This window comes from Pseudomonas sp. LFS044, assembly GCF_047978245.1.
In the GTDB taxonomy this organism is placed as follows: domain Bacteria; phylum Pseudomonadota; class Gammaproteobacteria; order Pseudomonadales; family Pseudomonadaceae; genus Aquipseudomonas.
On record NZ_JBFPFX010000005.1, the window covers coordinates 40,810 to 58,750 of the forward strand.

Annotated in this window: 20 protein-coding genes and 1 other RNA gene; 5 read left to right on the forward strand and 16 right to left on the reverse strand. The window is 61.7% G+C overall.

Annotated elements, in window-relative coordinates:
• Window position 1: 1 nt before the first annotated feature.
• The 9 genes from mraY to rsmI all read right to left on the reverse strand — a co-directional run bounded on the left by mraY (window position 2) and on the right by rsmI (window position 8,963).
• Window positions 2-1,084, reverse strand: a complete 1,083-nt coding sequence (gene mraY / locus ACNQPL_RS05465) for a phospho-N-acetylmuramoyl-pentapeptide-transferase (RefSeq protein WP_387525713.1) — start codon at window positions 1,082-1,084, stop codon at window positions 2-4.
• Window positions 1,084-2,451, reverse strand: coding sequence for a UDP-N-acetylmuramoyl-tripeptide--D-alanyl-D-alanine ligase (locus tag ACNQPL_RS05470; protein ID WP_346615693.1), 1,368 nt, complete (start codon window positions 2,449-2,451; stop codon window positions 1,084-1,086). Before ACNQPL_RS05470 ends, mraY begins: the two co-directional genes overlap by 1 nt.
• Window positions 2,444-3,934 (reverse strand): UDP-N-acetylmuramoyl-L-alanyl-D-glutamate--2,6-diaminopimelate ligase, encoded by a 1,491-nt coding sequence (locus ACNQPL_RS05475; protein WP_416466164.1) that lies wholly within the window; start codon window positions 3,932-3,934, stop codon window positions 2,444-2,446. The genes ACNQPL_RS05470 and ACNQPL_RS05475 overlap by 8 nt, the downstream gene beginning before the upstream one ends.
• Complete coding sequence (locus tag ACNQPL_RS05480) at window positions 3,931-5,664, reverse strand: peptidoglycan D,D-transpeptidase FtsI family protein (protein WP_416466248.1); 1,734 nt, start codon at window positions 5,662-5,664, stop codon at window positions 3,931-3,933. Before ACNQPL_RS05480 ends, ACNQPL_RS05475 begins: the two co-directional genes overlap by 4 nt.
• On the reverse strand, window positions 5,664-5,957 hold the full coding sequence (gene ftsL, locus ACNQPL_RS05485; RefSeq protein WP_346615691.1) for a cell division protein FtsL: 294 nt from the start codon (window positions 5,955-5,957) through the stop codon (window positions 5,664-5,666). Before ftsL ends, ACNQPL_RS05480 begins: the two co-directional genes overlap by 1 nt.
• Window positions 5,954-6,901 carry a 16S rRNA (cytosine(1402)-N(4))-methyltransferase RsmH gene (gene rsmH / locus ACNQPL_RS05490; RefSeq protein ID WP_387525722.1) on the reverse strand — a complete coding sequence of 316 codons (948 nt, stop codon included), beginning with the start codon at window positions 6,899-6,901 and terminating at the stop codon, window positions 5,954-5,956. The genes ftsL and rsmH overlap by 4 nt, the downstream gene beginning before the upstream one ends.
• Window positions 6,898-7,353, reverse strand: a complete 456-nt coding sequence (gene mraZ, locus ACNQPL_RS05495; protein ID WP_011535546.1) for a division/cell wall cluster transcriptional repressor MraZ — start codon at window positions 7,351-7,353, stop codon at window positions 6,898-6,900. The genes rsmH and mraZ overlap by 4 nt, the downstream gene beginning before the upstream one ends.
• A gap of 307 nt (window positions 7,354-7,660) precedes the next feature.
• An RNA gene (rnpB, locus tag ACNQPL_RS05500) (RNase P RNA component class A) lies at window positions 7,661-8,020 on the reverse strand.
• A 67-nt stretch (window positions 8,021-8,087) separates the two neighbouring features.
• Window positions 8,088-8,963 carry a 16S rRNA (cytidine(1402)-2'-O)-methyltransferase gene (gene rsmI / locus ACNQPL_RS05505; protein WP_346615690.1) on the reverse strand — a complete coding sequence of 292 codons (876 nt, stop codon included), beginning with the start codon at window positions 8,961-8,963 and terminating at the stop codon, window positions 8,088-8,090.
• Between the two features lie 188 nt (window positions 8,964-9,151).
• Between rsmI and ACNQPL_RS05510 the strand changes: the two genes are divergently transcribed.
• From ACNQPL_RS05510 to ACNQPL_RS05530, 5 genes are all read left to right on the forward strand, one after another.
• Window positions 9,152-10,969: a penicillin-binding protein activator gene (locus tag ACNQPL_RS05510; RefSeq protein WP_416466165.1), complete on the forward strand. Its 1,818-nt coding sequence runs from the start codon at window positions 9,152-9,154 to the stop codon at window positions 10,967-10,969.
• Entirely contained in the window at window positions 10,969-11,340 is a 372-nt protein-coding gene (locus ACNQPL_RS05515) for a YraN family protein (RefSeq protein WP_346615688.1), read from the forward strand. Before ACNQPL_RS05510 ends, ACNQPL_RS05515 begins: the two co-directional genes overlap by 1 nt.
• Window positions 11,341-11,426: 86 nt before the next feature.
• Window positions 11,427-12,020, forward strand: a complete 594-nt coding sequence (locus ACNQPL_RS05520; protein WP_008097558.1) for a phosphoheptose isomerase — start codon at window positions 11,427-11,429, stop codon at window positions 12,018-12,020.
• Window positions 12,017-12,595 (forward strand): BON domain-containing protein, encoded by a 579-nt coding sequence (locus ACNQPL_RS05525; RefSeq protein ID WP_346615687.1) that lies wholly within the window; start codon window positions 12,017-12,019, stop codon window positions 12,593-12,595. The genes ACNQPL_RS05520 and ACNQPL_RS05525 overlap by 4 nt, the downstream gene beginning before the upstream one ends.
• 81 nt (window positions 12,596-12,676) lie before the next feature.
• Complete coding sequence (locus tag ACNQPL_RS05530) at window positions 12,677-12,895, forward strand: YgdI/YgdR family lipoprotein (RefSeq protein WP_346615686.1); 219 nt, start codon at window positions 12,677-12,679, stop codon at window positions 12,893-12,895.
• Window positions 12,896-12,948: 53 nt separating this feature from the next.
• On the opposite strand, the gene ACNQPL_RS05535 is transcribed toward ACNQPL_RS05530, so the two are convergent.
• The 7 genes from ACNQPL_RS05535 to rplM form a co-directional block, all read right to left on the reverse strand.
• Window positions 12,949-13,380, reverse strand: coding sequence for a ClpXP protease specificity-enhancing factor (locus ACNQPL_RS05535; RefSeq protein WP_346615546.1), 432 nt, complete (start codon window positions 13,378-13,380; stop codon window positions 12,949-12,951).
• A 10-nt stretch (window positions 13,381-13,390) separates the two neighbouring features.
• Window positions 13,391-14,014 carry a glutathione S-transferase N-terminal domain-containing protein gene (locus ACNQPL_RS05540; protein WP_416466166.1) on the reverse strand — a complete coding sequence of 208 codons (624 nt, stop codon included), beginning with the start codon at window positions 14,012-14,014 and terminating at the stop codon, window positions 13,391-13,393.
• Window positions 14,015-14,129: 115 nt separating this feature from the next.
• Window positions 14,130-14,909: a cytochrome c1 gene (locus ACNQPL_RS05545; RefSeq protein WP_346615549.1), complete on the reverse strand. Its 780-nt coding sequence runs from the start codon at window positions 14,907-14,909 to the stop codon at window positions 14,130-14,132.
• Complete coding sequence (locus ACNQPL_RS05550; protein WP_346615603.1) at window positions 14,909-16,120, reverse strand: cytochrome b; 1,212 nt, start codon at window positions 16,118-16,120, stop codon at window positions 14,909-14,911. The genes ACNQPL_RS05545 and ACNQPL_RS05550 overlap by 1 nt, the downstream gene beginning before the upstream one ends.
• Window positions 16,120-16,713, reverse strand: a complete 594-nt coding sequence (gene petA, locus ACNQPL_RS05555) for a ubiquinol-cytochrome c reductase iron-sulfur subunit (protein ID WP_346615550.1) — start codon at window positions 16,711-16,713, stop codon at window positions 16,120-16,122. Before petA ends, ACNQPL_RS05550 begins: the two co-directional genes overlap by 1 nt.
• A 262-nt stretch (window positions 16,714-16,975) precedes the next feature.
• Entirely contained in the window at window positions 16,976-17,368 is a 393-nt protein-coding gene (rpsI, locus tag ACNQPL_RS05560; RefSeq protein ID WP_346615551.1) for a 30S ribosomal protein S9, read from the reverse strand.
• A 14-nt stretch (window positions 17,369-17,382) separates the two neighbouring features.
• Window positions 17,383-17,811: a 50S ribosomal protein L13 gene (rplM, locus tag ACNQPL_RS05565; RefSeq protein WP_008097538.1), complete on the reverse strand. Its 429-nt coding sequence runs from the start codon at window positions 17,809-17,811 to the stop codon at window positions 17,383-17,385.
• Window positions 17,812-17,941: the final 130 nt, after the last annotated feature.

Genomic DNA, 17,941 nt, shown 5'->3' on the forward strand with positions numbered 1-17,941 from the left:
TCTACCTCAGTTTCAGGGTTGCAAGGCCGATCAGCACCAGAATCACGGTGATGATCCAGAAACGGACGATCACGCGCGGCTCAGGCCAGCCCTTGAGTTCAAAGTGGTGGTGGATCGGCGCCATGCGGAACACGCGCTTGCCGGTCAACTTGAAGGAGGCGACCTGGATCACCACCGACAGGGTTTCCATGACGAAGATGCCACCCATGATGAACAGCACGATTTCCTGGCGCACGATCACGGCGATAGTGCCCAGCGCGGCGCCCAGCGCCAGCGCGCCGACATCGCCCATGAACACCTGGGCCGGATACGTGTTGAACCACAGGAAGCCGAGGCCCGCGCCGATCAACGCGCCGCAGAACACGATCAGTTCGCCCGAGCCGGGTACGTACGGGATCAGCAGGTATTCGGCGAATTTCACGTTACCCGACAGGTAGCAGAAGATGCCCAGGGCGCCGCCGACCATGACCGTTGGCATGATCGCCAGGCCATCCAGGCCGTCAGTCAGGTTGACCGCGTTGCTCGAGCCGACGATGACGAAGTAGGTCAGGACGACGAAGCCGATACCCAGCGGAATGGTGACGTCTTTGAGGAACGGCACGATCAGGGTGGTTTCGACACTGGTCGGCGCTGTCTTGTACAGGAAGATTGCAGCACCCAGGCCGAACACCGACTGCCAGAAGTACTTCCAGCGGCTCGGCAGGCCACGCGAGTTCTTTTCGATCACTTTGCGGTAATCGTCGACCCAGCCGATGGCCCCGAACAACATGGTGACGATCAGCACCGTCCACACGTAACGGTTGGACAGGTCGGCCCACAGCAGGGTGCTGATGCCGATGGCGGACAGGATCAAGGCACCGCCCATGGTAGGAGTGCCTGATTTGGACAAGTGCGATTGCGGGCCGTCATTACGGACAGCCTGACCGATCTGGCGAATCTGCAGGGTACGGATCATCCACGGGCCCAGGCACAGTGCCAGCGACAACGCGGTCAGTACACCGAGGATCCCGCGCAGGGACAGGTACTGGAAGACCGCGAAGCCCTTGTGGAACTGTTGCAGATACTCAGCCAACAGCAGCAGCATTAATGTTTCTCCCCGCTGGCACCGCACAGTGCAGCCACGACGTTTTCCATCGCAGCGCTGCGCGAGCCCTTGATCAAGATAGTGGTATTGCTGGCAGTCTCGGCGCGAACGGCTTCGATCAGCTCAGCTTGAGTAGCGAAATGTCGGCCATCGGCGCCGAACGCCGTGACCGCATGAATCATGTTGGTACCCACTGCATACAGGGCGTCGACCTTGCCGCGTGCGTAATCGCCCACCTGACGGTGGCCTTCCTCCGCCCACTGGCCCAGTTCGCCGATATCCCCAAGCACCAGAACGGTGCGCCCGGAAAAGCCGGCGAGTATATCAATGGCCGCGCACATCGAGGTGGGATTTGCGTTGTAACTGTCATCGATCACCCGCACGCCGTTAGGCGCGATCTGCGCCACGGTGCGGCCCTTGACCGGTTGCACGGCATTCAGGCCGGCGGCGATGCCGTTCAGGCTCAGACCAACGGCATGGGCGGCGGCCGCGGCGGCCAGGGCGTTGCTGACGTTATGCTCACCCAGCACGTTGAGTTGCACCGCCACCGAGTCACCGGCGCCATGCAGCGTGAACGACGGGCAGCCACGGGCATCGCGACCGATGTCACTGGCGTAGAAGTCCGCCTTGATATCGCTGCGGGCGAAACTGATGACCGTGTGCGCACCGGCGCGGGCTTTCCAGGTAGCGAAGGCCTTGTCGTCCAGATTCAGAATGGCCGTACCGCCCTCGCCCAGGCCTTCGAGGATTTCGCCCTTGGCTTCGACGATTTTCTCGGGGCCGCCGAACTCGCCGACATGGGCCGTACCGGCATTATTGATGATGACCACCTGCGGCCGGGCAAGGCCGACGGTGTAGCGGATTTCACCAATGCGCGACGCCCCCAGCTCGATCACCGCAGCGCTGTGCTCCGGGGCGATTTCCAGCAGGGTCAGCGGTGCACCGAGGTCATTGTTCAGGTTGCCGCGGGTCGCATGCACCAGGCCACGGGTGCGCAGGATACTGGCAAGCATCTCCTTGACCGTGGTCTTGCCGCTGGAGCCGGTAATGGCCACCACCGGTTTGTCGAATGCGGCGCGGTTCAGTGCACCCAGCTGGCCCAACGCCACGCGGCAGTCCTTGACCAGCAGTTGCGGCAGGTCGACATCGGCGACCTCACGCTCGACCAGAGCCGCCACGGCCCCCTTGGCCTTCACATCAGCCAGGTAGTCATGGCCATCGAAACGCGGGCCGGTCAGGGCAATGAACAACTGCCCGGCACCGACACTACGGCTATCGATGCTGACACCGGTGAAGCTGGCATCGGCGCCGACCTGCCGAGCACTCAGTGCTGTGGTCAGCTGGCTGAGTGTCATGGGCTTAAGCATGTGGAGCCTCCCAGGCTGAAAGTGCCTTCTCGGCTTCGACCAGATCGGAGAAATCATGGCGCTCGCCATGAATCTCCTGATAGTCCTCGTGCCCCTTGCCAGCCAGAACGATGACGTCGTCGGCGGCAGCGGTAGCGATCAGGCGGGCAATGGCCTCGCCACGGCCAGCGACGAATTCGACGGCGGCAGGCTGGGCAAAACCAGGGCGAATATCGTCGAAGATGCCTTGCGGGTCTTCACTACGCGGGTTGTCGTCGGTGACCAGCACACGGTCAGCCAGGCGCTCGGCAACCTCGGCCATCAGCGGGCGTTTGCCGCGGTCGCGGTCGCCACCACAGCCGAACAGGCACAGCAGCTGGCCATGGGCGTGAGGGCGCAAGGCCTCGAGGACTTTTTCCAGGGCATCTGGAGTGTGTGCGTAATCGACCACCACCAGCGGCTTCTTGCCACCGCCCAGGCGCTGCATGCGGCCAACAGGCCCTTGCAGCTGTGGGGTGACCTTGAGAATTTCGTCCAGCGAATAATCCAGCGCCAGCAGCGCCGCCACGGCCGCGAGCACGTTGCTCAGGTTGAAGCGGCCGAGCAGCTGGCTGCGCAAGGTGCGCTCACCCTGGGCGGTCACCAGCACTGCGCGCACGCCATCGTCATCGAACTTCGCTTCACGGCAATACAGGGAAGCGTCCGGGTTTTCCAGGCTGTAGCTGAGCAGCCGGGTCTCGACATGGTCAGCGTTCGGGCGACGGGCGAAGTCTGCCGCCAGGCGACGGCCAAAGTCGTCATCCAGGTTGACCACCTGGCAACGCAGGCTGGGCCAGGCGAACAGCTTGGCCTTGGCGGCCTCGTAGGCCTCCATGCTGCCGTGGTAGTCGAGGTGATCACGGGACAGGTTGGTCATGACCGCGATGTCGAATTCCAGCGCAGCGACACGGCCCTGCTCTAGGGCATGCGAGGACACTTCCATCGCCACGGCCTTGGCGCCGCCCTTCTTCAGGTCGTAAAGGGTCGACTGCACGGCGATCGGGTCTGGCGTGGTCAGGCGGCCGCTCTGCAACTCGCCGTAGAAACCGGTACCCAGCGTACCGATCAGGCCACAACGCTGGCCAAGCGCATCAAGCGCCTGCGCCACCAACTGGGTGACGCTGGTCTTGCCATTGGTGCCGGTAACCCCGATCAGGTTCAGCTGACGGCTCGGCTCGCCGTAGAAGCGACCGGCGATGGACGACAGCTGGGCGATCAAGCCTTTGACCGGAATCAGCGGCACGTCGGTGATCGGCAGCACGCTGGCGCCCTGCACTTCATAAGCGACTGCAGCGGCGCCATGGGCCAGGGCATCGGCGATATGATCGCGGCCATCGACCTTGGCGCCCGGTACGGCCAGGAACAGGTCGCCCGGGCGCACGGCACGGCTGTCCAGGGTCAGCTCACGGATCAAGGGGTCGCGGCTGGCGTCGGCGAAAAGCTTGCTCAGTGGCATTGTCATCATCCACGCCCTCCCTTGGCGGGTACTGCATTGACTTGCTGCGGGTCTGTGGCTGGCGGCAGGTTATCCGGCGGCACGTTCATCAGCCGCAGGGTGCCCGACATGACCTTGCTGAACACTGGCGCAGATACCAGGCCACCGAAGTAACCGCCCTTGCTCGGCTCATCGATGACCACGACGATGGCGTAACGCGGGTCGCTCATCGGGCCGAAGCCTGCAAACAGCGAGCGGTAGGCGTTTTCGGTGTAGCCCTTGGACCCCACGGTGGCTTTACGCGCGGTGCCCGACTTGCCCCCCACGTGATAGAACGGCACCTGGGCACGGAACACCCCGCGCGGCGCTTCGATCACCTGCTGCAACATGCCTTGCACGGTTTCAGCGGTTTCTTTCGGGATGGCCTGCACGGCTTCCGGCGCCTTGTCGACCTTGAGGATCGACAGCGGCACCATCTTGCCGTCGTTGGCCAGCGCCGCGTAGGCATGAACCAGCTGCAATGCGGTAACCGATACGCCATAGCCGTACGACAGGGTTGCTGTCTCGGCCTTGCGCCACTCGCGGTGGTTGGGCAGGTTGCCAACCCGCTCGCCCGGGAAGCCCAGGCCGGTGTACTGGCCCAGGCCGACCTGGGACATGACCCGGTAGATGGCTTCACCGCCGATGTCGAAGGCAATCTTGCTCATGCCGACGTTACTGGAGTTGATCAGGATGCCGGTCAGGTCGAGGATCGGGCCTTCGCTTCGGGAAACGTCCTTGATGGTGTATCGGCCGATCTGCAGGCTGCCCGGGTAGACCTCGACCTTGTCGGTGGTTTTCCAGCGGCCACTCTGCAATGCGGCACTCATCGAGATCGGCTTCACCGTCGAGCCTGGCTCGAACACGTCGATAATGGCGCGGTTACGCATCGCGGCCGGGAACATGCTGCGGCGGTTGTTCGGGTTGTAGGTCGGCTGGTTGACCATGGCCAGGACCTCACCGGTCTTCACGTCCATGATCACCAGGCTGCCGGCCTTGGCATCCTGTTCAGCGATGGCGTTGCGCAGCTCGCGGGTGGCCAGGTATTGCAGGCGCAGGTCGATGGACAACGCCAAGGTCTTGCCGGCCTTGGCGTTCTTGGTCACCTGGATGTCCTTGATCAGCCGGCCGCGCCGGTCCTTGATCACCTGCCGCTTGCCAGGCACACCGGCCAGCCACTCATCGTAGGCCAGTTCCACCCCTTCACGACCGTGGTCGTCGAGGTCGGTGAAGCCAACCATGTGGGCGGTGACATCGCCGGCCGGATAGAAACGGCGGAATTCTTCGAGGCCGTACACCCCAGGCACTTTCAGGTCGAGCACATGCTGGCCCTGCTCCGGGGTCAGGCCACGGACCAGGTAGATGAATTCCTTGCCCGCCTGCTGGGTGAGGCGCTCGGTCAGCTGCTGGGCATTTTGCCCCAGCGCCGCGGCCAGCTGCGGCCAGCGCTCCCTGGACGCCTGCATCTCCTTGGGGTTTGCCCACAAGGTGGTGACCGGCGTGCTGACGGCCAGCGGCTCACCGTTGCGGTCGGTAATCAGACCACGGTGTGCCGGGATAGGAATATGACGCAGGCTGCGGGCATCGCCCTGGCCTTTGAGGAAGTCACGGTCGACCACCTGCAAGTCGATGATGCGCCAGCAGATGGCACCGACCATCACCGCCAGCAAGCCGATCACTACGCGAAAACGCCAAGGGTAGAGTGCGCCTTCGAGCTTCATCATGGCGCCACCATCCGCACTTCGTCAGCCGCAGGCACACGCATTTTCAGCTGCTCGGAGGCCAGGCTCTCGATACGGCTGGCAGCGGTCCAGGTACTTTGTTCGAGGATCAGCCGGCCCCACTCGGCCTGGGCCTTGTCGCGCTCATTCAATTCACCGTACAAAGTGTTGAGCAACTGGCGGTTCCAGTGGGCGCTATACGACACGGCGATGGCCGAAACGAGCACACCGACAAACAGCAGAAGCATCAGGAAGCTTCCGCCTGGCAAAGGCTTGGCAAATAGCCGGCTCACCGAAGCTTCTCCGCCACCCGCATCACGGCGCTGCGCGACCGCGGGTTGGCTTTGAGTTCCGCTTCCGAGGCGAATTGTGCCTTGCCGATGAGCTTGATTTTTGGCTCGAAGACCTTGTGCTGCACAGGCAGGTTGCGCGGCAGGTTGTCTGCCTCACCCTTGACCAGCTTGCGCATGAACAGTTTGACGATGCGGTCTTCGAGCGAATGGAAGCTGATCACCGCCAGGCGACCGCCGACCTCCAGCGCATCGAGTGCAGCCTCAAGGCCTGTCTCGAGGTCGCCCAACTCGTTGTTGACGTGGATGCGCAGGCCCTGGAAGGCGCGGGTAGCCGGGTTCTTGCCCTTTTCCCAGGCGGGGTTGGCGACCTTGAGCACTTCGGCCAGGTCGGCGGTACGGGTGAAAGGCTGCTTTTCGCGGCGCTCCACGACGGCTCGCGCCATGCGCCCGGCAAAACGCTCCTCGCCATACTCTTTGAATACGCGGGCGATTTCTTCGGCAGGCGCGGTGGCGATGAACTCGGCGGCGCTGATGCCCTGGTCAGGGTTCATGCGCATGTCCAGCGGGCCATCATTGAGGAAGCTGAAGCCACGCTCAGGGTCGTCCAGCTGCGGCGAGGAAACGCCCAGGTCAAGCAGGATACCGCTGACCTTGCCGTCCAGGCCGCGCTCGGCCACCTCGGCCCCCAGCTCGGCAAAACTGCGCTGCACAATGACAAAGCGGCCGTCTTCGGCCGCTAGCGCTTGCCCGGTGGCAATCGCTTGTGGATCTTTGTCGAAGCCCAGCAGCCGACCTTGCGGCCCCAGCTTGCTGAGGATCAGACGGCTGTGCCCGCCTCGACCGAAAGTGCCGTCGAGATAGCAACCGTCGGCGCGCAGGGCCAATGCCTCGACAGCTTCGTCGAGCAGGACGGTGATGTGGTTGAAGCCGCTATCTATGGTCACAGGATCAGGTCACGCAAATCGTCGGGCATGGCGCCCGGTTGTTGGATAGCTGCAAGATCGGCTGCCGAAACTGCGTTCCAGGCATCCTCATCCCACAGCTGGAATTTGTTCAGCTGCCCCACCAGCATCGCCTTCTTGTCCAGCTTGGCGTACTCACGCAGACGGGGCGGCACCAGGAAACGCCCACTGCCATCGAGCTCCAGGTCAACCGCATTACCAATCAGCAAACGCTGGAGGCGGCGGTTTTCCTCACGCAACGACGGCAAGGCGCGCAACTTGGCTTCAATCTGTTCCCACTCATCGAGGGGGTAAACACACAAGCAGGGGTCAACGGCGTCGATGGTCACGATCAGCTGACCATTGCAGCGCGAATCGAGCTCGTCACGGTACCGGCTCGGCATTGCGAGACGGCCCTTTGCATCGAGGCTGACGGCGTTGGCTCCGCGGAACACGGCTGCGATTCCCCACAATGTTAGCTTTTTTGTGCCAGAAAACCCACTTCATCCCACTTTCTGCCACTTGCGCACACTATAGGAATCCGCCCGCTGCACCGTCAAGGCACGTTCATAAGGAAAACCCTTACAGGACCGAGATTTAGCGCGATAAAGGAAGGAGGAAGGTGTGCCAGGGGATAAAAAAAACGTGAAAAATCAAACCGACTCAAACGAATGCAGCTCGAAGTTAAAGTGATTTATGAAGAGTAAGATCTTTTCGGTATTACCAGGAAGGATCTGCTATCGATCAAGCAGAAGGGAAGAGGTGGAGAGTCGATCTGTAAGCCGGGTTTTGTCGAGGACAGTCATTCCTCTACGACGGCCATCACTGGACGCCTCTAGCAACCTACCCGGTTCCGACGCGGGCCACGCCTGATGGAACCCTATTTGGTCTTGCTCCGAGTGGGGTTTACCTAGCCACGGACTGTTGCCAGCCGTGCGGTGCGCTCTTACCGCACCTTTTCACCCTTACCGGCACCGAAGTGCTTAGGCGGTTATTTTCTGTGGCACTTTCCGTAGGCTCGCGCCTCCCAGGCGTTACCTGGCACTCTGCCCTATGGAGCCCGGACTTTCCTCCCCCGTCTTTTGCGGAACAAAAGGCGGCAGCGACTGTCCGATCGACTCTCCGCCGACAAGGTTAACGGCACGCGCGCTCAAGAACAAGCGATACCGCAACTTATATCAAATAGCCACTACTGCTCTTTCTGCTTTTCCAGTGCTACTTGATACAACAGGTTCTTGCGCACACCGGTGATTTCCGCCGCCAACGCCGCTGCACGCTTGAGGGGCAACTCGGCCAGCAGCAGGTCTAGCACGCGCTGCGCTTCGGTGCTGATGGCCTGCTCGCCTTCAGGTGCGCTCCAGCCGCCCACCAGCACCACACACTCGCCGCGCTGCTGGTTGGAATCACCGGCCACGAATGCCCGTAACTCGGCGAGCGGCAACCCCTTGAGGGTCTCGAAGGTCTTGGTCAGCTCACGCGCCAGCAACGCCGGGCGCTCGCCCCCGAACACCAGCTCCATGTCTTCCAGGCATTCAAGGATACGGTGCGGTGCTTCATAGAAGATCAACGTACGCGGCTCTTCCCTGACCTGCTCCAGACGCGCCCGACGACCGGCAGTCTTGGCCGGCAGGAAACCTTCGAAGATGAATCGGTCAGACGGCAGTCCCGCCGCCGAGAGCGCAGCAATCAAGGCGCAGGCACCTGGCACGGGCACCACGTTGACGCCCGCAGCACGCGCCTGACGCACCAGGTGGTAGCCCGGATCGGAAATCAACGGGGTACCGGCATCGGACACCAGCGCCACATCCTCGCCGGCCAGCAGCTTGGTGATGAAGCGCCCACCCTCGTCGCGCTCGTTGTGCTCATGGCAGGCTGCCAAGGGCGTATCGATGCCGAAGTGCTGCAGCAGGCGGATCGAATGCCGGGTGTCCTCGGCGGCGATCAGGGCGACATCGGCCAGCACCTTCAATGCCCGAGCGCTCATGTCGTCGAGGTTGCCGATAGGGGTAGCGACCACGTACAGCGTCCCCACGGTGGATTTCGAAGCCCCTGCCACATCAGTCACTGCGCACACCTGTCTTTCGGATCAAAGGCGCCATTGTAGCCCGAGCGCCGGCAACAGGGCGCAAAGAACTTCACCCGCATCCACCGCCCAGCCACCTATAGTGAAGGTTCTGCAATCAGCATGATCGCGCCCCGGCCAACGCTTCGGTACAATTGCCGGCCAACTTGATCGAGTAACAGGACCTTTACATGATCGCTTGCCTGCGGCTGTTCACAGCCCTCTGCCTCGCTGCCTTGCTGGCAGCCTGCGCCAGCTCGCCCTCATCCAGCCTGGGCGAGCTGCCACGCACCCCGGACGCCAGCATCGAGCAACTGCTTGAAAAAGCGGCGACCAGCAAGTCCGCGCAGGACGCTGCCTTGCTGCGCCTGAGCGCTGCCGACCTGGCCTACCAGCAGAAGGACTACCCGCGCGCCGCACGCATTCTCGAGCAGGTCCCGATGGATACGCTCAAGCCTGCCCAGCAGATTTTCGCTGCCACCCTGAGCGCGGAACTGGCGATGAGCCGCAACCAGCCCAAGGCTGCCCTCAGCGCATTGTCGCACCCCAGCCTGCAGCACATCGCCGAGCTGCCGGAAGAGCAGCAGGTGCGCACCTACAGCGTGCACGCAGCCGCCCTTGAGGCCGATGGCCAGGCCCTGGCTGCAGCCCAGCAACGTGTACTGCTGACGCCTTTGCTCAGCGGCCAGGCCGCCAGCGCCAACAACGACGCGATCTGGGCGCTGGTGGCATCGCTGCCTGCCGAACAACTGCAGCAGCCTGCCAACAACCAGACCCTGGCGGGCTGGACCAGCCTGGCCCTGGCAGTGAAAAGCGCTGGCACCCTGGAGCAGCAGCAGGCAGCCATCGACACCTGGCGCAAACAGAACCCCGATCACCCGGCAGCCAAACAACTGCCTCTGCCATTGACCAAGCTCAAGGAGCTGGCCAGCCAGCCGCTGACCAAGATCGGCCTGCTGCTGCCCCAGGAAGGCCCGCTGGCCGGTGTGGCGCGCGCCCTGCGTGACGGCTTCATGGCCGCCCACTTCCAGGCCCAGCAGGCTGGCCAGCAGGCGCCAGCGGTGCAGGTGTACGACAGCTCGCGCATCGGCTCGCTCGACGACTTCTATCGCCAGGCCCAGGCCGATGGCGTGCAACTGGTGGTCGGCCCGCTGGAAAAGCCGCTGGTGAAGAAGCTTGCCGCCAACGCGCAATTGCCAATCACCACCCTCGCCCTGAACTACGCCGACGCCGGCCAGACCGCCCCGCCGCAGTTGTTCCAGTTCGGCCTCGCCGCCGAAGACGAAGCCCGCGAAGTCTCGCGGCGCGCCCGTGCCGACGGCAAGGTCCGTGCCGTGGCCCTGGTGCCGAGCGGTGAATGGGGCGACCGCGTGCTCGCTGCCTTCCGTCAGGATTGGGAAGGCAACGGCGGCACCATTATCGCTGCCGAGCGCATCGCCCAGCCTGTCGCCCTCGCCCAACAGATCGCCAACCTGTTCCAGCTGCGCCAGAGCGAAGGCCGCGCGCAAAGCCTGCAGAGCACTGTCGGCGGTACCATTGCTGCGCAGCCGTCGCGCCGCCAGGACATCGATTTCATCTTCCTCGCCTCGACCCCGCAACAGGCGCAGCAGATCAAACCGACCCTGAACTTCCAGTACGCCGGCGACGTACCGGTATACGCCACCTCGAACCTGTACAGTGCCAGCGGTGACGTCAACCAGTACAACGACATGAACGGCATCCGCTTCTGCGAAACGCCATGGCTGCTGGACACCACCAACAGCCTGCGCCAGCAGGTAGTTCAGCAATGGCCCCAAGCCGCCGGCAGCCTCGGCCGCCTGTATGCCATGGGCGTTGATGCCTACAGCCTGGCGCCGCGCCTGGGCCAGCTGAAAGCGCTGCCAGACAACCGCGTGCAAGGCCTTTCCGGCAGCCTGAGCATGAACCCCAGCCAGCGCATCGAACGCCAGCTGCCATGGGCCGAATTCTCGGGCGGCCAGGTCAAACGCCTGCCGGATACCGCTCGCTGATGCCTGACGCATCGCCAACCAGCGCTGGCCAGGCTGCAGAAAACCAAGCCCTTGAGTTCCTTCAAGGGCAAGGGTTGCAGCTACTGACGCGCAACTGGCGATGCAAAGGCGGTGAGCTTGATCTGGTCATGCTCGACGCCAATACAGTAGTATTCGTCGAAGTCCGCTACCGGTTGCATGCGGGCTTCGGTGGCGCCCTCGGCAGTATCGACGGGCGCAAGCAGAAGCGACTGGTGCTTGCCGCCAGCCTTTTTCTGCAGAAGGAGTCTCGCTGGGCCAACCACCCTTGCCGCTTCGACGTAGTCGCCTTGCAGGGTAGCCACCATGCAGGCCGGCCACTTCAATGGCTGAAAAACGCCTTCGAATGCTGAACCCACTCCCATTTTATTGCTCTATGTTTCGCGGGCTGGTCCCTGTTGCGCGTAGCAAAGGCCACCGCCCCACTTAAGGTCACCAGATGGACATGCAATCCCGAATCCGCCGGCTGTTCCAGGCCAGCATCGATACCAAGCAACAGGCAATGGACATCCTGGCACCGCACATCGAGCAGGCCAGCCTGGTCATGGTCAATGCGCTGCTCAACGAGGGCAAGATGCTCGCCTGCGGCAACGGCGGCTCGGCCGGCGACGCCCAGCACTTTTCTTCGGAACTGCTCAACCGCTTCGAGCGCGAGCGCCCGAGCCTGCCGGCGATCGCCCTGACCACCGACAGCTCGACACTGACCTCGATCGCCAACGACTACAGCTACAACGAAATCTTCTCCAAGCAGATCCGCGCCCTGGGCCAGCCCGGCGACGTTCTGCTGGCGATTTCGACCAGCGGCAACTCGGCCAACGTAATTCAAGCGATCCAGGCCGCACATGATCGCGAAATGATTGTCGTAGCATTGACCGGACGTGACGGCGGCGGCATGGCTTCGTTGCTGCTGCCCGAGGACGTGGAAATCCGCGTGCCTTCGACGGTCACTGCACGTATTCAGGAAGTCCACCTGCTGGCGATCCACTGCCTGTGCGATCTGATCGACAGCCAACTGTTCGGGAGTGAAGAATGATCCCCAAGCGCCTCGGCCTGATGGCCCTGACCCTGTGCCTGAGCGTCACCGGCTGCAGCTCGGTATTGACCTCGACCCGTAACTCGCCGATCGAAGACGATCGCGGTACACGCACCATCGGCAGCAAGATCGACGACTCGCTGATCGAAACCAAGGCCGCGGTCAACATTTCCAAGGCCAGCCCTGACCTGGACAACGGCTCGCACATCGTCGTCAGCAGCTACAACGGCGTTGTGCTGCTGGCAGGCCAGACCCCGCGGGCAGACCTCAAGAGCCTGGCTGAACAAACCGCCGGCCAAGTGCAGCGCGTCAAGAAGGTGCACAACGAGCTGCAGGTCATGCAGCCCTCCTCCATCCTTGCGCGCAACAACGACGCCTGGCTGACCACCAAGATCAAGACCCAGATGCTGACCGACAATGCCGTGCCCAGCTCGCGCATCAAGGTGATCACCGAGAACGGTATCGTCTACCTGCTCGGCCTGGTGACCCAGCAAGAAGCCAACTCGGCCACTGCCGTGGTACAGGGCGTGTCGGGCGTGCAGAAGATCGTCAAACTGTTCGAGTACATCGACTGATGCCTCTGCCTGCGCCGGCCTGTCGCGGGCCGGTGTAGGCAACGAACGTGCTCCACCCTTCCAGAACCCGGGAAACACCGCATGAAAAAGCTTTTGCTGCCTGCCCTGCTGTTTGGCACCTTCGCCACCCTGGCCGGCTGCTCCACACCCAGCCTCATCACCCTGAATGACGGCCGCGAATTCCAGACCGTTGACGAGCCGAAATTCGACCAGGATTCCGGCTTCTACGAGTTCCAGCAACTCGATGGCAAGCAGACTCGCATCAACCGCGACCAGATTCGCACGATCAGCGATCTGTAAGCGCAGCGATGCGACAAAGAAAAAAGGCGACCCCTAAAGGTCGCCTTTTTTTGTTACTTGACCACCTTCAGGCTTGGCCGACCACTCGGACGCGGTGGCTGCCCCCCCCCTTCCGGCGGGCCATCGTCATCCGGCTCCACGTCATCATTCTCCAGCTCTTCACTGTCCAGCAACGACGGCTCGAGCTCAAAGACCATGCCTTGGCCGTTCTCACGGGCGTAAATACCCAGAATGGCGCCGACCGGCACGAACAGCGAATGGGCAACACCGCCGAAGCGCCCCTCGAAGCTCACCGCATCGTTGTCCATGTGCAGGTTGCGCACGGCACTCGGAGAAATGTTCAGGACGATCTGGCCGTCACTGGCAAAACCTTGCGGCACCTGGACAGCCGGAAACTCGGCATTGACCAGCATATGAGGGGTGCAATCGTTGTCGACGATCCACTCGTACAGTGCTCGAACCAGATAGGGGCGACTGGAGTTCATCAACAGCTCCTTAAAGCTTGCGCATTTCACGTTCAACGGAGGACAGGCTGGCCAGGAATGGCTCACGGGCAAACTGCCGCTCCATGTAATCAAGCAGCGGCTTGGCTTGCCGCGGCAATTCGATACCCAGCACCGGCAAACGCCAGAGTATGGGCAATAGACAACAATCGACCAGGCTTTGCTCATCACTCATGAAGCAAGCGAACTCACCGAACAGCGGTGAGACCCCGGTCAGGCTCTCTCGTAGCGCCTTGCGCGCCTCGGCGCGGGCGGCATCGCTGCTGCGCGGGTCGAGCACGGTATCGGCCAGCGCGCACCAGTCACGCTGGATGCGGTGTATCAGCAAACGGCTGTTACCACGCGCCACCGGATACACCGGCATCAGTGGCGGGTGCGGGTAACGCTCCTCGAGGTATTCCATCACCACGGTCGACTCATACAACGCCAGGTCACGATCGACCAGGGTCGGCACGCTGCCGTAAGGGTTCACCTCAACCAGCTTGGGCGGCAGGCGGCCGGGATCGACGTCGATGATCTGTACGCTGACACCTTTCTCGGCGAGAACGAGGCGTACCCGATGAGAATAATGGTCAGCGGGATCGGAATAGCAGGCTAACCGGTTGGTCGCGCCCATGTAGCGCCTCCTCGCAAGGCATGCGTAAAACTCTAAATGAAAACGCGCCCGGGGCAGCCTGGCAATATTGCTAGGCTCCCCCGGGCGCGTTCAACTACCAGAAACTACTGCGTGATCAGTGCACGTCCTTCCAGTATTCGCGCTTGAGCAAGTAGGCGAACACGAAGAAGAAAGCCAGGTACAGCAACACGTAGGTACCGATGCGCTGGCTTTCCAGTTTGACCGGGTTGGCCGAATAGGCCAGGAAGGTCACCAGGTTCTTGACCTTCTCGTCGAACTGCTCGGCCGTCAGGGTACCGGAATTCGGCGTGATGGTCAGCTGGTCACACGCTTCATGCGTCAGCGGGCTCCCCGTCAATGGGTCGAATTGTTTCTTGCCATCAACCACCATCTGCACCTGCTTGCAGCCAATCACCTGGTTACCCTGCAGGCCGACCAGCACGTTGGGCATGCCAACGTTCGGGAACACCTTGTTGTTCACGCCGTACGGGCGCGAAGGGTCTTCGTAGAAGCTGCGCAGGTAGCTGTACAGCCAGTCAGTGCCGCGCACCCGGGCGACCAGGGTCAAGTCAGGCGGCGCTGCACCGAACCAGGTCTTGGCATCACTGGGCTTCATGCCGATGGTCATGTGGTCACCGATCTTGGCACCGGTGAACACCAGCTTCTCCAGCATCAGCTCATGGGGAATCCCCAGGTCGTCGGCAACACGCTCATAGCGCTGGAACTTGGCGCTGTGGCAGCCCATGCAATAGTTGGCAAAGGTCCGCGCACCGTCCTGCATGGCGGCCTTGTCCGCCAGGTCGATATCGACCTTGTCCAGCTCCAGGCCATGTTCGGCAGCGAAGGAAAAGGCGGGCATCACTGCCAGCAAAAATACTGCAATCAACTTTTTCATCAGCCAGTCACCCTTTCCGGAACCGGTTTGGTCTTCTCAAGCCTTGTGTAGAACGGCATCAGCAGGAAGTAGGCGAAGTACAACACCGTGCACACCTGCGAGAGCAAGGTGCGCCCCGGCGTCGGTGCCAGTACCCCCAGCACGCCGAGGATGACGAAGGCTATGCAGAACACCAGCAGGAAGACCTTGCTGATCCAGCCCTTGTAGCGCATGGAGCGCACCGGGCTGCGGTCGAGCCATGGCAATACGAACAGCACGGCGATGGCAGCGCCCATCGCGATCACGCCCAGCAGCTTGTCGGGCACCGCGCGCAAGATCGCGTAGAACGGCGTGAAGTACCAGACCGGCGCGATATGCTCAGGCGTCTTGAACGCGTTGGCCTGCTCGAAGTTGGGTTTTTCCAGGAAGTAACCACCCATTTCCGGGAAGAAGAACACCACTGCGCAGAATACGAAGAGAAACACCACTACCCCGACAATGTCTTTGACGGTGTAGTACGGGTGGAACGGGATGCCGTCGAGCGGAATACCGTTCTCGTCCTTTTTCTTCTTGATGTCGACCCCATCCGGGTTGTTCGAGCCCACCTCGTGCAGGGCCAGAATATGCAGCACGACCAGCCCGAGAATGACGATTGGCAGGGCCACCACATGCAGCGCGAAGAAGCGGTTGAGGGTAATGCCGGAGATCAGGTAGTCGCCGCGAATCCACTGGGTAAGGTCGCCACCAATCACCGGGATGGCACCAAACAGCGAGATGATCACCTGGGCACCCCAGTACGACATCTGCCCCCACGGCAGCAGGTAGCCCATGAAGGCCTCTGCCATCAGCGCCAGGTAGATCAGCATGCCGAACAGCCACACCAACTCGCGCGGCTTCTGGTAGGAGCCGTAGAGCAGGCCGCGGAACATGTGCAGGTAGACCACGATAAAGAACGCCGAAGCCCCCGTAGAATGCAGGTAGCGCAATATCCAACCGTACTCCACGTCACGCATGATGTACTCGACCGAGGCAAAGGCCTCTTCAGCCGAGGGCGTGAAGCTCATGGTCAACCACACGCCAGTGACGATCTGGTTGACCAGCACCAGCAGCGCCAGCGAGCCGAAGAAATACAGGAAGTTGAAGTTCTTGGGCGCGTAATACTTGCTCAGGTGGTCTTCCCACATCTTGGTGGCGGGGAAGCGAGCGTCAATCCAGTCCATGAACTTGCTCATCATGCTTTCTCCTGGTCGACGCCGATGACGACAATGTCATCCGACTCGTAAGAGTGCGGTGGCACTGGCAGGTTGAGAGGCGCCGGCTGCGACTTATACACACGGCCAGCCAGGTCGTAATGGGAGCCGTGGCACGGGCAGAAATAGCCACCCACCCATTTCGGCCCCAGGTCGGCGGGCGCGACTTCCGGGCGGAAGGTCGGCGAGCAGCCCAGGTGCGTGCACAGGCCTACGAGGATGAGCAGTTCTGGCTTGATGGAGCGAACTTCCGGGTCGACGTAGGTCGGCTGCTCCGACGCTTTCGACTCAGGGTCAGACAGCTCCCCAGTGAGTTTCTTGAGATTCCCGAGGATTTCTTGCGTTCGCCGCACGATGAAAACGGGCTGCCCCCGCCATTCCGCGACCATCTGCTGCCCAGGCTCCACCTTGGCGATATTCACCTTCACCGGTGCACCGGCAGCCTTTGCCTTGGCACTGGGAAACCATGACCCCACGAACGGTACCGCAGCCCCCACTGCCCCCGCTGCCCCGACCACGGATGTCGCGGCTACGAGGAAGCGGCGCCGGCCTGCGTTGACGCCGTCATTGCTCATTCAGTCCTCTCCCATCAGCTTGCTTGGCCTGTTGAACCAGGCCTGTACTTAGGTAATGTCTGTGGCACTAAAAGTTGGCCGCCATGGTAAGAAACAAAACCACACAGTGACAAGGTGATTAGCCGGGGTACGGCTACAACCCTCGCTTTGCTTGATCTGCGTCTATGCGGCGGGTCGCCCCGGACATGCTGACAGGTTAGTTCAAGACATAAAAAAAGCCCGGTTCCAAGGAACCGGGCTTTTTTCGACTGCCGAAGCGGTATTAACGCTTGGAGTACTGAGGACGCTTACGCGCTTTACGCAGACCCACTTTCTTACGCTCGACTTCACGAGCGTCGCGGGTAACGAAGCCAGCACGACGCAGAGCGCCACGCAGAGTTTCGTCGTATTCCATCAGAGCGCGGGTGATACCGTGACGGATCGCACCGGCTTGACCGCTGACACCACCACCGGCAACGGTGACGTAGATGTCGAACTTCTCGGTGGTTTCGGTCAGCTCGAGCGGCTGACGAACAACCATGCGAGCGGTTTCGCGACCGAAGAACACGTCCAGAGAACGGTTGTTGATGGAGATGTTACCAGTACCCGGACGCAGGAAAACGCGAGCGGTTGCGGTCTTGCGACGGCCAGTGCCGTAATTTTGAGTCGCCGACATAATGAACTATCCCGTTAGATCTTCAGTTCTTGAGGCTGCTGAGCAGTGTGTGGGTGAGCAGCACCCGCGTACACTTTCAGCTTACGGTACATGTCGCGACCCAGCGGGTTCTTCGGCAGCATGCCTTTGACCGCGGTTTCGATAACACGCTCAGGGGCTTTGGCGATCAACTTCTCGAAGTTGATTTCCTTGATGCCGCCTGGGAAGCCGGAGTGGGAGTAGTACATCTTGTCGGAAGACTTGGCGCCAGTTACACGGATCTGCTCGGCGTTGATGACGACGATGTAGTCGCCGGTGTCAACGTGAGGGGTGTATTCTGGTTTGTGTTTGCCACGCAGACGGCTAGCGATTTCGGTAGCCAGACGACCCAGGGTCTGACCAGCGGCGTCGACTACGAACCACTCGCGCTTTACTGTTTCCGGTTTAGCAGTAAAAGTTTTCATTCTCTAAAGCCTCAGAGGCCGCCCAGCGAAAAATAGACGGCGAATCTTACTGGATAGTGCACAGCTTGCCAAGGGCAAGCGCGCAGCCGAACACAGACGCTTTTGGGGGCTCGGGTCGGGCACGCCAATG

Coding starts and splice junctions, on each gene's coding strand:
- mraY (WP_387525713.1), bottom strand. CDS start 1,084: ATGCTGCTGCTGTTGGCTGAGTATCTGCAACAGTTCCACAAGGGCTTC.
- ACNQPL_RS05470 (WP_346615693.1), bottom strand. CDS start 2,451: ATGCTTAAGCCCATGACACTCAGCCAGCTGACCACAGCACTGAGTGCT.
- ACNQPL_RS05475 (WP_416466164.1), bottom strand. CDS start 3,934: ATGATGACAATGCCACTGAGCAAGCTTTTCGCCGACGCCAGCCGCGAC.
- ACNQPL_RS05480 (WP_416466248.1), bottom strand. CDS start 5,664: ATGAAGCTCGAAGGCGCACTCTACCCTTGGCGTTTTCGCGTAGTGATC.
- ACNQPL_RS05510 (WP_416466165.1), top strand. CDS start 9,152: ATGATCGCTTGCCTGCGGCTGTTCACAGCCCTCTGCCTCGCTGCCTTG.
- ACNQPL_RS05515 (WP_346615688.1), top strand. CDS start 10,969: ATGCCTGACGCATCGCCAACCAGCGCTGGCCAGGCTGCAGAAAACCAA.
- ACNQPL_RS05520 (WP_008097558.1), top strand. CDS start 11,427: ATGGACATGCAATCCCGAATCCGCCGGCTGTTCCAGGCCAGCATCGAT.
- ACNQPL_RS05525 (WP_346615687.1), top strand. CDS start 12,017: ATGATCCCCAAGCGCCTCGGCCTGATGGCCCTGACCCTGTGCCTGAGC.
- ACNQPL_RS05530 (WP_346615686.1), top strand. CDS start 12,677: ATGAAAAAGCTTTTGCTGCCTGCCCTGCTGTTTGGCACCTTCGCCACC.
- ACNQPL_RS05535 (WP_346615546.1), bottom strand. CDS start 13,380: ATGAACTCCAGTCGCCCCTATCTGGTTCGAGCACTGTACGAGTGGATC.
- ACNQPL_RS05540 (WP_416466166.1), bottom strand. CDS start 14,014: ATGGGCGCGACCAACCGGTTAGCCTGCTATTCCGATCCCGCTGACCAT.
- ACNQPL_RS05545 (WP_346615549.1), bottom strand. CDS start 14,909: ATGAAAAAGTTGATTGCAGTATTTTTGCTGGCAGTGATGCCCGCCTTT.
- ACNQPL_RS05550 (WP_346615603.1), bottom strand. CDS start 16,120: ATGAGCAAGTTCATGGACTGGATTGACGCTCGCTTCCCCGCCACCAAG.
- petA (WP_346615550.1), bottom strand. CDS start 16,713: ATGAGCAATGACGGCGTCAACGCAGGCCGGCGCCGCTTCCTCGTAGCC.
- rpsI (WP_346615551.1), bottom strand. CDS start 17,368: ATGTCGGCGACTCAAAATTACGGCACTGGCCGTCGCAAGACCGCAACC.
- rplM (WP_008097538.1), bottom strand. CDS start 17,811: ATGAAAACTTTTACTGCTAAACCGGAAACAGTAAAGCGCGAGTGGTTC.